The organism is Modestobacter versicolor (assembly GCF_041028285.1).
Lineage (GTDB): Bacteria > Actinomycetota > Actinomycetes > Mycobacteriales > Geodermatophilaceae > Modestobacter > Modestobacter versicolor_A.
Genome location: NZ_JABGDB010000001.1, coordinates 129785 through 142569, shown reverse-complemented (window position 1 = coordinate 142569; position 12785 = coordinate 129785). Strand labels below are relative to the sequence as shown.

General features: G+C 71.9%; 13 protein-coding genes. 5 read left to right on the top strand and 8 right to left on the bottom strand.

All coding sequences use genetic code 11. From position 1 onward, the window contains the following. Positions 1-13: 13 nt before the first annotated feature. From HL054_RS00720 to HL054_RS00685, 8 genes are all read right to left on the bottom strand, one after another. Positions 14-772, bottom strand: coding sequence for a hypothetical protein (locus HL054_RS00720; RefSeq protein ID WP_369136765.1), 759 nt, complete (start codon positions 770-772; stop codon positions 14-16). Further along, on the bottom strand, positions 769-1116 hold the full coding sequence (locus HL054_RS00715; protein WP_369136764.1) for a hypothetical protein: 348 nt from the start codon (positions 1114-1116) through the stop codon (positions 769-771). Before HL054_RS00715 ends, HL054_RS00720 begins: the two co-directional genes overlap by 4 nt. A 222-nt stretch (positions 1117-1338) precedes the next feature. Continuing rightward, positions 1339-2481: a flagellar biosynthesis protein FliA gene (locus HL054_RS00710; RefSeq protein ID WP_369136763.1), complete on the bottom strand. Its 1143-nt coding sequence runs from the start codon at positions 2479-2481 to the stop codon at positions 1339-1341. 104 nt (positions 2482-2585) lie between these two features. Beyond that, a complete protein-coding gene (locus tag HL054_RS00705; protein WP_369136762.1) occupies positions 2586-3140 on the bottom strand; it encodes a hypothetical protein in 555 nt (184 codons plus the stop codon). 128 nt (positions 3141-3268) lie between these two features. Further along, complete coding sequence (gene csrA / locus HL054_RS00700) at positions 3269-3532, bottom strand: carbon storage regulator CsrA (protein WP_440347908.1); 264 nt, start codon at positions 3530-3532, stop codon at positions 3269-3271. Between the two features lie 142 nt (positions 3533-3674). Beyond that, the gene (gene flgL, locus HL054_RS00695) at positions 3675-4580 is read right to left on the bottom strand and encodes a flagellar hook-associated protein FlgL (protein ID WP_369136761.1); all 906 of its coding nucleotides are present in this window, start codon (positions 4578-4580) and stop codon (positions 3675-3677) included. Positions 4581-4584: 4 nt separating this feature from the next. Beyond that, positions 4585-6039, bottom strand: a complete 1455-nt coding sequence (flgK, locus tag HL054_RS00690) for a flagellar hook-associated protein FlgK (RefSeq protein WP_369136760.1) — start codon at positions 6037-6039, stop codon at positions 4585-4587. After that, positions 6036-6524 carry a flagellar protein FlgN gene (locus HL054_RS00685; RefSeq protein ID WP_369136759.1) on the bottom strand — a complete coding sequence of 163 codons (489 nt, stop codon included), beginning with the start codon at positions 6522-6524 and terminating at the stop codon, positions 6036-6038. Before HL054_RS00685 ends, flgK begins: the two co-directional genes overlap by 4 nt. 186 nt (positions 6525-6710) lie before the next feature. Between HL054_RS00685 and HL054_RS00680 the strand changes: the two genes are divergently transcribed. The 5 genes from HL054_RS00680 to fliD all read left to right on the top strand — a co-directional run bounded on the left by HL054_RS00680 (position 6711) and on the right by fliD (position 12745). Then, positions 6711-7655 (top strand): sigma-70 family RNA polymerase sigma factor, encoded by a 945-nt coding sequence (locus HL054_RS00680; RefSeq protein ID WP_369136758.1) that lies wholly within the window; start codon positions 6711-6713, stop codon positions 7653-7655. 138 nt (positions 7656-7793) lie between these two features. Further along, positions 7794-8606 carry a flagellin N-terminal helical domain-containing protein gene (locus tag HL054_RS00675; RefSeq protein ID WP_369136757.1) on the top strand — a complete coding sequence of 271 codons (813 nt, stop codon included), beginning with the start codon at positions 7794-7796 and terminating at the stop codon, positions 8604-8606. A gap of 139 nt (positions 8607-8745) precedes the next feature. Continuing rightward, positions 8746-9894, top strand: coding sequence for a flagellin N-terminal helical domain-containing protein (locus HL054_RS00670; protein WP_369136756.1), 1149 nt, complete (start codon positions 8746-8748; stop codon positions 9892-9894). Between the two features lie 227 nt (positions 9895-10121). After that, the gene (locus HL054_RS00665) at positions 10122-11270 is read left to right on the top strand and encodes a flagellin N-terminal helical domain-containing protein (protein ID WP_369136755.1); all 1149 of its coding nucleotides are present in this window, start codon (positions 10122-10124) and stop codon (positions 11268-11270) included. A 101-nt stretch (positions 11271-11371) separates the two neighbouring features. Next, positions 11372-12745 carry a flagellar filament capping protein FliD gene (gene fliD / locus HL054_RS00660; RefSeq protein WP_369136754.1) on the top strand — a complete coding sequence of 458 codons (1374 nt, stop codon included), beginning with the start codon at positions 11372-11374 and terminating at the stop codon, positions 12743-12745. Positions 12746-12785 lie beyond the last annotated feature (40 nt).

The window sequence follows — 12785 nt, the reverse complement described above, 5'->3', positions numbered from 1 at the left end:
CGACCGGTCCGGGTCAGGCCCAGCCGAGGTCGGCGACCGTCCGCCAGGGCAGGGTGGCGCTGGCATCGGTCGCCTCGGCCACCAGCCGGCGGGCCACCGGGGCCTCGGCGCAGGCGACCGGACGGCGCGGGGTGACCACCAGGTGGGCGTCGCGCAGCCGCAGACCGTGCCGGGCCAGCTCGGCGAGCAGCGACTCCGGCCGGACCAGCACGGCGCTGTCGATGCCGGGGGCGTCCGTCGCGGTCCAGAGCCCGATCGGGCCCTGCACCCGCAGCTGCCCTGCGACGACCGCCGCACGGCCCAGCGCGCTGGAGCGGGTCTGGTGCACCGAGGGCAGGGTCGCGGTGCGCGAGGGCCGCCACGGGACGACGAGCCCGTCGCGGACGACGACGACCCGCCAGCCCAGCGCGGTCTGCCGGTCGTCGGTCCAGTCCAGGACGGCGACGCCCTCGGCGGCGGCGACCCGGTCGGGCACCGGCCGGCGGGCCAGCCACGCCGTCAGCGCCGCCCCCACCCCGTCGGCGGTGGCGGCGACCCGGGACCGGGTCATCTCCACGGCCAGCTCGCCGAGCAGCACCCGGGTGCGCCGGCCGGCGTCGTCGAGCACCAGCATCGGGCCGCGCACGCCGTCCAGCACGGTCAGGCCGACCTCGGGCCCGAGGTCGAGGGCGGCGAGCCGGTCGACGGCCGCCCGCACGTCGGGCACCCGGACCTCGGCCCGGTTCAGCCGCTGCAGCAGCCCGGTCGGGGACCCGAACAACGCCTCGCTCATGCGCTGCGCCCGCCGGCCAGCGCCTCGCGGGCGAGCGGTCCCAGTCCCGGCAGGGACAGCACGCTGGCCAGCTCCACGGCCGACAGCCGGACCGGGACGACGTCCGCGCCCCAGCCGGTGGCCCGGCGGACCCGGGCGGCCGGCGCCGGCCAGACGACCTCGCGGGCCGCGGCGACGTGCAGCTCGGTGAGCACCTCGGCGAGGTGGACGGCGGCGACCGGGTGCACCGGCGCGCCGTCGAGGGCGGACCGGATGGCGCGCTCGACCTCCTGGCGGTCGGCGGAGCTGAGCCAGTGCGGCACGAGGACGTCCAGGGCCGGGTCGTGGACCGGCGGCAGGCTCATGCCCGCGCCGTCCGGCCGACGACGTCGAGCGGGGCGCCCGGCCGGCCGGTCGCCGCGGTGCGGCGGAGGGTCCCCGGTGCGGTCACACGAGGGATATCGGCAGGTTGGAGGCCCGGTGGACCCGTGGCGGGGGTCAGTTTTCCCGGTCTGCAACCATCCCGGGGACGACGACGGCCCGCCCTCCCCGACGGGGAGGACGGGCCGGGTCGGCCTGCTGCACCGCTATCCGGCGAGCTCGGCCAGCCGCTCCTTGAGCGCCCGCTCGGCGCGGTCGGCGTGCACGTTCATGTTGCGCACCGAGGTGCCCAGGTCGGCCGAGAGCTGCGTCTTGGTCTGCCCGCCCCAGGTGGTCAGGTACCAGGTCGCCCAGCCCAGCACGTTCGGCTGGGCCGCCCGCTGGTCGCGGCGCGCGGTCGGGTCGGGGGCGCAGGCCGCGGTCAGCGCGTGCGACAGCAGCGTCTGCTCGGCCTCGCCCATGATCTCGTCGGGCACCTCGGAGCTGTCCGGGAGGACGAACTCGACGGCGTCCGCGCCGCCGTCCAGGGACTGCAGGTTGCGCAGCCCGTTGAGGGTGGCGACGGTCTGCGAGTTGCGGCGCAGGGTGGCCACGCTCTGCCCCATGTAGGCGGCGAGCTCCTTCTCGCTGGGGCGGCGCTGGTGCTCGGCGGTGAAGGCCGCGACCGCCTTCTGCTGCTTGTTCTCGGTGTCGGCGGCGGTCCGGCCGTAGGCGTTGCGCCCGAGGTCGTGCACCCACTTCGACAGCTGGGTGGCGAGGTAGGCGCCGAAGGGCACCGACTTGGTCTCGTCGTAGGTGGACACGGCCTTGAGCACCCACTCGGCCACCTGCTGGTCGATGTCGTCGTTGTCGGGCAGGTGCAGCCGGATCGTCGACATGTTGCGCTGCAGGCGCTTGAGGCTGACCCGGCAGTAGTGCCGGCACAGGTCGGCCAGGAAGGCCGGCGGCAGGTCGCGGGGGGCCCGGCGGCGGACGCCGGTCTCCGGGCGCAGCCCGACGGTGGTGTAGCCCTCGGTGGCGCACCAGGCGCGGATCAGCGCGGCCAGCGCGTCGGCGGAGCCGGGCTCGCCGTCGACGCGGTACAGGCCGTCGCCCTCGTCGTAGGTGACCGTGACGCCGGCCGGCAGCGCCTGCCGGAAGGTGCCCAGCGGCAGCTCCCGGTCGGTGCGGAAGTGCACCCGGTCGCGGGGGGTGATGGGCGCGAGCGCCCACCCCTCGGCCTCGGGGAGGCCACCGAAGACGAGCGGCTCGCGGATGCGGCGCTCCTCGGCGGCCTGCGCGGTGGAGCGCGGACCGGCGTCGGTCGGGGTCGTGGCGACGTGCTGGGCGGCGAGTTCGTTCTCGGACACCGGTCCTCCTGAGGGGAAGTGCAGGTGGGCGGAGTGGACGTGCGGGGTGCCGGCGGACCGGCGTGCGGGTCGCTCCGGGTGAGGCCCCGGAGCTGCCCGGGAGGTCAGACGGAGACGGCGACCCGGGTACCGGCGGCGAGGTCCGACGGCCGGCGCGGGGAGGGGATCCGCGGGGCGGCGACGCGCGGGCGGGGGGTCTCGGCGGCCTCGAGGACCCCGGCGGCGGCGGCGCGCTCGGCCTCGCTGGGCTCGCCCACGTAGACCGGCATGTAGTCGTAGAGGTCGGTGAACAGACCGTCGACGAAGGCGTAGGCGGCCTGCGCCTCGTCGGAGAACTTGGCGATCAGCTCGCGCGGGCCGAGCTCGACACCGACCGTCACGCGGACCACCCGGTCGTCGCCGCCGAGCCCGGTGAGGGCGAACGGGACGGCGTCGTGCCGGGTGGCCAGCGCGGACAGGGCGGCGAGGCAGCGGCGGGTCGAGGACCGGCGCGGCCGGAGCTGCACGTGCACGACCACGGTCTCGGGGTACATCGCCGAGGGGCAGACCGGCTCCAGCGCGTCGACCGTGCCGAAGGCGTCGCGGTCGTCGCTGCCGGACGTGTCGACCCGGAGGTCGACACCGGTGGCCGACTCGAGTGCGTGTGCGCTGAGTTCCATGTTCGTCTCCCCCTGTAACCGTGGCGCTGTGGGGGAAGACTTGCGCAAGAACGAACACCTCGACGGCGAGACTCGCCGCCGTGTGACCAGTGAGGCGTACGGGACGAGCGGTTATTGGTCTGGTTCGATCATTGTGTTGGCACATCCTGACGAGGAGCGGGCTCCGACGCTGGTGCGAATGCTGCCAGGGCGCCCAGCGCGTCGGCGGCGACCTCAGCGGCCAGGCTCTTCGCCTCGGCGATCTGGCGGTAGACCTCCTCGCGGTGGATCACCACCTCGCGGGGGGCCTTGAAGCCGAGCCGCACGGTCCCGCCGCGCACCTCGACGACGTAGACCTCGATGTCCTCGCCGATCCGGATGCTCTCGCCGACGCTGCGGGTGAGAGTGAGCATGGGTACCCCTCCATGGGTCAGTGGTGGCCGTCCGTGGCATCGCCCCGCCCGGTGGCGGGACTGGAGCGGCCCACCCGGGTGGGCCGCTCCTGCTGTCCTTCTCGGCAGGTGGCGCCCGGAAACGGGCGTGCCTGCCGCGCGGTCAGCGCAGGAAGTCCAGCAGAGTGGGCTGAAGGGCCTTCGCAGTGACCCCCAGCGCCGCCTCGTAACCGGTCTGCTGCATCTGCAGGTTCATGATCGTCTTGGCCAGGTCGACGTTCTCGATGCTCGCCGAGCGGCTGGTCAACGACAGCTGCAAGTCCTTGTTCACCTGCTGCGCGGTCTCGATCCGGTTGGTCCGGGTGCCGATGTCCGCGGCGGCGGTCAGCATGCGGTTCAGCGCGATGTCTAGTCGCTCGAGGTGTCCGACCAATGCCGCCGGGTCGGCGACGACGTCGGTGGCGATGACTCCGACGAGTGCGAAGAGATCGCCGGCAGTCGGGTCTCCGAATGCCTCCGGGCCGGTGATGTCCACCCGGATCGCGTCCGCGTCGGAGACCTGGCGGGTGATCGGGACCACGGGCGCCCCGCCACCCCCACCGAAGCCGGTGTAAGCGCCGGTCGTCGCGTCATAGGCCGTCGGGCCACTGGTCACGCCGCCGAAGATGGGCCGTCCCTGCACCGCGGTGTTCGCCAGCCCCAGCAGGCTGCCGCGGATGCCGCTGATCTCGGTGGCGATGGCCTCCCGGGAGGCCAGGGACAACGCGCCGTCGTTGAGCCCCTTCACGGTCAGCGCACGCACGTTCTGCACCTGCTTGACCATGTTCTGCAGCGCCGAGTCCGCGGCGTCGAGCAAGCCGATGCCGTCGGTGATGTTGCGGCTGTACTGCAGTGCGCCGGCCAGTTCTTGACGGGTCTGCATCGCGGCGTTCGTGCCGGTCGGGTCGTCCGAGGGCTTGTTGATCGTCTTGCCCGACGTCAGCTGGGCCTGCAGCTTGGCGATCGCGTCCATGTTGCGGTTCAGCCCCTGCAGGCTGGTGACGGCGAGGGAGCGCTGGGTGATCCGCATCAGGTCACAGCCCCACTCGGCCGGTGCGGTTGATCAGCACGTCGAGCGTCTCGTCGATGGCGGTGATCATCCGCGCTGCTGCGGAGTAGGCGTGTTGGAACTGCAGCATGTTGGTCATCTCCTCGTCGATGCTGACCCCGGACACCGACTCCCGGGAGGCGTCCACCTGGGCGGCGACGACCGTCTGGGTCTGCAGGTTGCTGGTGGCCACCGACGCCTCGACCCCGAGGTTGACGATCAGCTGGCGGTAGACGGTGGCCACCCCGTTGCCGGACTTGGCCATCGCGGCGAAGACTGCTGCGTTGCCACCGTCCGCCGACGGCTTCGCTGCGACAGCCGGCGGTCCCGCGACCGGCGGGATCGGGGGGGTCGATGCGGCGGCCAGCTTGGCAGGGTCGGTGATCCGCAGGGTGATGTTGGCCGCGGTGACCTTGGTGAGGTCGACCGGGCCGGGACCCGTCCCGTCGCGGAACACCGGCTCACCGGCGGCACCGTTCTTGTCGTAGCCCGCCGTGTGCGCCGCGTTGACCTCGGTGGCCAGTCCGACAGCGACGGCGTCCAGCTGCGCCTGGTATCCCGGGATGGTGTCGGTCAGCGCGGTGAGCGCGCCGCCGGCAGTGCCACCGACGGCCAGCCGGGTCCCGCCAGGGTCGGTCACGAACGCGGGGTTCCCGACCGCGGCTTCCCCAGGGACCCGCGTGCCCTCGACCTTGATCCTGACCGTGGAGCCCCCGGAGACGATCTGCGCGCCAGCGACGACGACGTTGACCTGACCGTCGTTGCCGGGGGTGACCGTGGCCCCGATCGACACGGCGAGGTCCATCACCAGCACGTCGCGCTTGTCGGCGAGCTCGTTGGCGGGCAGCCCGGACTGGGTGGCCCGTTTGATGGCGGTGTTCAGGTCGGCGATCGACTGCGCCTTGGCGTTCACCCCGGTGGCCAGCACGTCCAGGCTGTCCCGGGTCTGGTCCCATTGCTTGTCCAGGTTGGAGCTGGTCGTGTGCAGTTCGGCCACCAGGGTGGCCGTCTTCTGCAGCACCGCCGTTCGGCCGCCGTCCTCTGTGGGCTTGTTGGCCACGTCGCCCCAGGCGGTGAAGACCGCGGTGAGCTTCGCCGAGATCCCGGTCTCCCCCGGCTCCCGGAACGCCTGCTCGATCTGGGCGAGGACGTTCTCCTTGGCGGTCATCCTGGCGGTCTCAGCGCTCTCGAGCTGCGCGCGGCCCTCGAGGAAGGTGTCGCGGATGCGGATCACCTTGTCGGCGTCCACGCCCTGGCCGACCTGGTTGCTCTTCGCGTAGATCGCCGGGACGGCGTTGCCGCCCACCGACTGCAGCTCTGCGCGCTGCCGGGAGTAGCCGGCGGTGTTGACGTTGGCGATGTTCTGACCGGTGACGTCCAGTCCGCGCTGCTGCGCCCACAGCGCGGTGGTCGCGGTGTTCAGACCGGAGAACGTGCTCACAGTGCGCCGTCCAGGGTGACCGAGCGGTAGGCGTTGCCGGACGCCCGGCCGTTCTGCGTGTACGTGCCGGCGGTGGCGGCCGGCTGGGAGGAGGTCAGCGCGTCGTTGATGACGGCCAGGCCGCTCTCGATGAGCTCCCGGTTGGCGTCGGACAGGCCGCGCAGCTCGCTCACCAGCACCAGGAGCGCCTCGTGGTGCTTGGCGTAGAGGTCGTTCCACGGCGCCGGCGCGGAGTCCGCGAGCTGGCGCAGCGAGGGGTTGGCGTCCAGGCCGAGCCGGCCGGCGATCTGCTCGGTGGCCGCGGCGCGCTCGACCTCGAGGGTGCGCAGCTGCTCCAGGACCACCTCGATCTCGTGGGCGATCCGGGCGAGCCATCGACTCTTGCCGGTGAGGATCAGGTACTGCTTCTCCTCGGCCTTGAAGAGCAGCAGGTCGAGCAGTTCCTGCTCTCGCCAGAGCAACGTCGACAGGTGCTGGTGGTCCATGCCGGCCGCCTTTCCGTCGTCGTGTGCAGCCCGTGGTGCAGGCCTCGTCCCACCGGGTCCGGCGGGAACTGTCGATCTCCCTTCGGCACGGCGCCGGGCCCGGTCAAGCCGAGAGGCGGGGCGGGCTCGGTGAAAATCTCCGCGCCGACGGTCCCGCGCGGGCCGGGACCCGCCGAGACAGGAGGCGTGACCGCAGCGAGCCCCACCGTGAGTCAGCGCCGACCTGCCGACGTCGACGCGCTGGTGACCACCCACCTCCCGCTGGCCCAGTTCGCGGTGAACGCGGTGGCATCGCGCATCTCGCTCCCCAGCCACGTCAGCCGGGACGACCTGCTCTCCTGCGCGAGCATCGCGCTGGTCGAGGTGGCCCGCCGCTTCGACCCCGCGGCTGGCGCCACGTTCGCCACCTACGCCCTCCCCCGCCTGCAGGGCGCGGTCCTCGACGAGCTGCGCTCCGGCGACTGGGCCAGCCGTTCGGTCCGCGCCGCGGCCCGGCGCACCGACGCCGCCACCGACGCGCTGACCATCAGCCTCGGGCGCCCGCCGACGAAGGCCGAGCTGGCCACGAGCCTCGGCGTCGCGCGCTCGGACCTGGACTCGCTGCAGATCGACGTCCACCGCGCCGTGATGGTCAGCATCGACGCCGAGACCACCCACGACGGCGGCTCGCTGGACCTGCCCGACACCGGCGACTCCCCCGAGCGCGCGCTGCTGCGCACCGAGCGTGCCCGGCACCTGCACGAGGCCGTCCAGGCGCTCCCCGATCGGCTCGACGAGGTCGTCGAGCGCAACTTCTTCGGCGACGAGTCGCTCACCGACATCGCCGACTCCCTCGGCGTCACGCTCTCGCGGGTGTCGCAGATGCGCGCCCGCGCGCTGACCCTGCTGCACGCCGCGATGAGCGAGGTGTGGGACGGCACGGCGGTCCCGGCCGACGGCGGGGTGCGGGCCCGCAACCAGCAGCGGGCATACGTGGACCGGGTCGCGGCCCGCCAGCTCGCCGGCCGCCGGACCGGTTCCGCGCCGGCCGCCGCCCTCCCCCAGCAGCTCGCTCCCGCGGTCCCCCAGCCGCGCCCCCGCTCGCGCGGCTGGGTGCTGCCCGAACGCGACCCGGCGGCGCAGCCGGCCTGACCGGCACCCCCTGCACCACGCGCACCGACGGCCCCGGCCGTTCGGGTCAAGACCAGCTCCGGCCGACCGTAGAAGAGACCGTTCCCGCCGCACGGACGCGGCGGTCCCCGTCTCGTCCCCTGTCCACGGAGGGCCCGCATGAGCGTGACTGTCGGTACCAACATGTCAGGGCTCAGCTCCGTGCGCAGCCTCGCCACCGCCGACCGCCAGCAGACCACCTCGGTGGAGCGGCTGTCCTCGGGCCGCCGGATCAGCCGCGCCGCCGACGACGCCTCCGGGCTCGCGGTGTCCGAGGGGTTGCGGACCCAGGTCGGCGGGCTGGCGGTCGCGCTGCGCAACACCCAGGACGGCATCTCGGTGCTGCGCACGGCCGAGGGCGGGCTCACCGAGACCCACAGCCTGCTGCACCGGATGCGCGACCTCGCCGTGCAGGCCGCCAGCACCGGGGGGCTGGACCCGGCCGCGCGGGCCGACGTGCAGACCGAGTTCGCCCAGCTGACCGCCGAGCTCGACCGGGTCGCCGACGCCACCCGATTCAGCGGCCGGCAGCTGCTGGACGGCAGCTACCGCACCACCTTCCAGGTCGGCGCCGACGTCGGCCACACCATCGACGTCGGCATCGCCGCCCTGGACGCCGCCGGTCTCGGGGTCGGCGGCCTGGACGTCGGCACCGACGCCGACACGGCCCTGGCCGCGGTCGAGGCCGCGATCGGGCAGGTGTCCACCGTGCGGGCCGAGCTCGGCGCGGTGCAGAACCGGTTCGAGCACAACGTCGCCAAGGTGAGCGCGGCACTGGACAACACCGCCGCGGCGGAGAGCCGGATCCGGGACACCGACATGGCGTCGGAGATGACAGCGTTCAGCCGCACGCAGATCCTCACCCAGGCCGGCACCGCCATGCTGTCCCAGGCCAACCAGACGGCGAGGGGCGTGCTGGCCCTGCTGGCCTGACGGCGGCCGGCCCACCCCATGGGGGGACCTCCGCGGAATCTGCCGCGAAGTCCTCAAGGACCTCCCGGTCCCGTCCGTTGACAGGGGAGCAACGACTGCGGCACGGATGCCGCGGTCGCCCTGTCCAAGGAGGAACACCATGGGTCTGTCCGTCAACAACAACATCGCGGCGATGAACTCGTACCGCAACCTGGCCATCACCGACAGCCAGATGAGCAAGTCGCTGGAGAAGCTGTCCTCCGGTTTCCGCATCAACCGTGCCGCCGATGACGCAGCGGGCCTGGCCATCTCCGAGGGCCTCCGCTCGCAGATCGGTGGCGTCAAGGTCGCCGTCCGCAACACCCAGGACGGCATCTCGGTCGTGCAGACCGCTGAAGGTGCGCTCACCGAGACGCACTCGATCCTGCAGCGCATGCGTGACCTGTCGGTCCAGGCCAGCAACGACGGTGGTCTGAACGGCGACGCCAAGTCCAACATCCAGGCCGAGGTCACCCAGCTCAAGTCCGAGCTGGACCGGATCGCGTCCACCACCAAGTTCAACGGCAAGGCGCTGCTCGACGGCAACTACGCCGGCAAGTTCCAGGTGGGCGCCAACACCACCGCCACCGACAGCATCGACGTCACCCTCAACACGGCCATGTCCGCGCTGGGCCTGGGCGTCAACACCGTCGACGTGACGGCCGGCGGTCCGCAGTGGTCCTTCGGTCCCAACGCCGTCAACTTCGCCGCCACCACGGGCCCGGTCATCACGCTCGACCTCAAGAGCGCCGGTGCCCAGACCGTGTCCGTCGCCGGGTGGGACACCGCCGGCACGGCGGTCGCTGCGGGGAAGAACCAGGCCCTGCTGCAGAAGTCGTTCGACGCCCTCACCGGCAGCAGCGGCTTCAAGGTCACCGTCGGCAACTACGGCCAGCTCACCGCCAACGGCCCCACCGGCTCCACCACGGGCCAGCTGGCCATCGCCGGCGCCGGCGTCACCGGGACGGCCACGTTCTCCAACGCCGGCTCCGGTGGTTCCGCGGCGATCGACGCGCTGGACAACGCCATCAAGACCGTCTCCACCACCCGGGCCAACCTGGGTGCGCTGCAGAACCGGTTCGAGCACACCATCAACAACCTCAACGTCACCGTCGAGAACCTGACGGCGTCCGAGAGCCGGATCCGCGACACCGACATGGCGTCGGAGATGACGAACTTCACCCGGTCCCAGATCCTGACCCAGGCCGGCACCGCGATGCTGGCCCAGGCCAACCAGGCCCCGCAGGGCATCCTCCGCCTGCTCGGCTGACCCGCCCACACCACCAGCACCACCCAGTGAGGGGGAGGCCCCCGGGCCTCCCCCTCACTGCTGTGCCGGCACCGCCGCGCCGGCGCAGGGACGCTCCCCTCGCAGCTCTCGAAGAGAGTCGCCGTTTCGGGTCAAGAACCCGTGGCCGCCCGCCGATCCCAGTGAGGCAACACCCCGCAGCACGGATGCAGCGGACAACCCGAAACCCACGTCCACGGAGGAACACCATGGGTCTGAGCGTCAACAACAACATCGCGGCGATGAACTCGTACCGCAACCTGTCGGTCACCGACAGCCAGATGGGGAAGTCGCTGGAGAAGCTGTCCTCCGGTTTCCGCATCAACCGTGCCGCCGATGACGCAGCGGGCCTGGCCATCTCCGAGGGCCTCCGCTCGCAGATCGGTGGCGTCAAGGTCGCCGTCCGCAACACCCAGGACGGCATCTCGGTCGTGCAGACCGCTGAAGGTGCGCTCACCGAGACGCACTCGATCCTGCAGCGCATGCGTGACCTGTCGGTCCAGGCCAGCAACGACGGTGGTCTGAACGGCGACGCCAAGTCCAACATCCAGGCCGAGGTCACCCAGCTCAAGTCCGAGCTGGACCGGATCGCGTCCACCACCAAGTTCAACGGCAAGGCGCTGCTCGACGGCAACTACGCCGGCAAGTTCCAGGTGGGCGCCAACACCACCGCCACCGACAGCATCGACGTCACCCTCAACACGGCCATGTCCGCGCTGGGCCTGGGCGTCAACACCGTCGACGTGACGGCCGGCGGTCCGCAGTGGTCCTTCGGTCCCAACGCCGTCAACTTCGCCGCCACCACGGGCCCGGTCATCACGCTCGACCTCAAGAGCGCCGGTGCCCAGACCGTGTCCGTCGCCGGGTGGGACACCGCCGGCACGGCGGTCGCTGCGGGGAAGAACCAGGCCCTGCTGCAGAAGTCGTTCGACGCCCTCACCGGCAGCAGCGGCTTCAAGGTCACCGTCGGCAACTACGGCCAGCTCACCGCCAACGGCCCCACCGGCTCCACCACGGGCCAGCTGGCCATCGCCGGCGCCGGCGTCACCGGGACGGCCACGTTCTCCAACGCCGGCTCCGGTGGTTCCGCGGCGATCGACGCGCTGGACAACGCCATCAAGACCGTCTCCACCACCCGGGCCAACCTGGGTGCGCTGCAGAACCGGTTCGAGCACACCATCAACAACCTCAACGTCGCCGTCGAGAACCTGTCGGCGTCCGAGAGCCGGATCCGCGACACCGACATGGCCCAGGAGATGACGAACTTCACCCGTACGCAGATCCTGAGCCAGGCCGGCACCGCGATGCTGGCCCAGGCCAACCAGGCCCCGCAGGGCATCCTGAAGCTGCTGGGCTGATCCACCCGCACCACCTGAACACCCGGTGAGGGGGGAGGCCCTCGGGCCTCCCCCCTCACTGCACTCCCCGTCCCGAGCACCGGAGGTACCGCATGGCTGGCATGAGCGTGAGCACGGGGCTGGTCTCGGGCATCGACTACGACTCGATGATCGGCCAGCTCATGCAGGTCGAGGCGAACCCGCAGACCCTGCTCAAGAAGCAGCTGTCGGCGACGAACGCCGACGCCACCGCCTACCGCGCGGTCAACACCCGGTTCGACGCCCTGCGCACCGCCGCAGCTGCGCTCACCGCGGACTCGACCTGGAGCGCCGTGAAGGCAGGCAGTTCCAGCACCACCGTCGCCGCCTCGGCCGGCGCCACCGCCGTCGGCGGCTCGGTGACCTTCACCGTCAAGCAGCTCGCCACCACGCACTCCACGATCAGCAATGCGACGTTCACCGGCACCGACCAGCTCTACGGCGCCGGCACCTTCACCTTCACCTCGAACGGGACGACCACGTCCATCCCGATCACCACCGCGAACGCCGCTGGCGCCACGCTGGCCGACACGGTGGCTGCGATCAACTCCGCCGACAAGGGCGTGACCGCGTCCGCCGTCAAGATCAAGGACGGCGAGTACCGGCTGCAGGTGACCGCCACCACGACGGGGGCCAAGGCCGGCTTCGTCGTCGGCGACGGCACCGGCTGGACGACCGCGACGACGGGCAAGGACGCCAAGCTCCTGCTCGGCGAGAGCAGCCTCGAGGTTTTCAGCGACACCAACACCTTCACCGGACTGTTGGCCGACACGTCGATCACGGTGAGCAAGGCCGACGAGACGGCGACCGTCACAGTGGCCAAGGACCCGAGCGCGGTCGCCGCCAAGGTGCAGTCTCTCGTCGACGCTGCCAACGGCCTGCTCGCTGCGGTCTCATCGTACACCGACGCGGACAGCGCGACCGCCGTCCTCAAGGGCGACAGCACGCTGCGCGACCTCTCGAACCAGATCCTCAGCGTCGTCTCCGGCACGGTGGGCGGGACGTCAGCGTCCGCCGTGGGCATCCAGCTGACCCGCGAGGGCAACCTGAAGTTCGACAAGGACGTGTTCACCGCCAAACTGGCCAGCGACCCCGCGCTGGTCCGGAAGACGTTCGCGGAGAAGAGCGTCATGAGCGCCGGCATCGACGGGATCAGCGGCAACGCCGACGACGTCACCTCGCCGGTGGGCCTGGCTGCCCGGCTCGAGGTGCTGGCCAAGGGCGCCAGCGACACGACCACGGGCTCCCTGGTGCTGCTCGCCACCAGCCAGGACGCCCTGGCCAAGGACCTCCAGGCCCGGATCGACGCCTGGGACACCCGGCTCGAGATGCGTCGGATCACCATCACCCGGCAGTTCACCGCCATGGAGACGGCGCTGAGCTCGATGCAGAACAAGGCGTCCTGGCTCAGCTCGCAGATCGCCAGCCTGCCGTCCTGGTCCCAGTCCTCCAAGTAGTCCTGCCCCGCTGCCGCGTCTTCCCCCTGGAGCCCCGTAC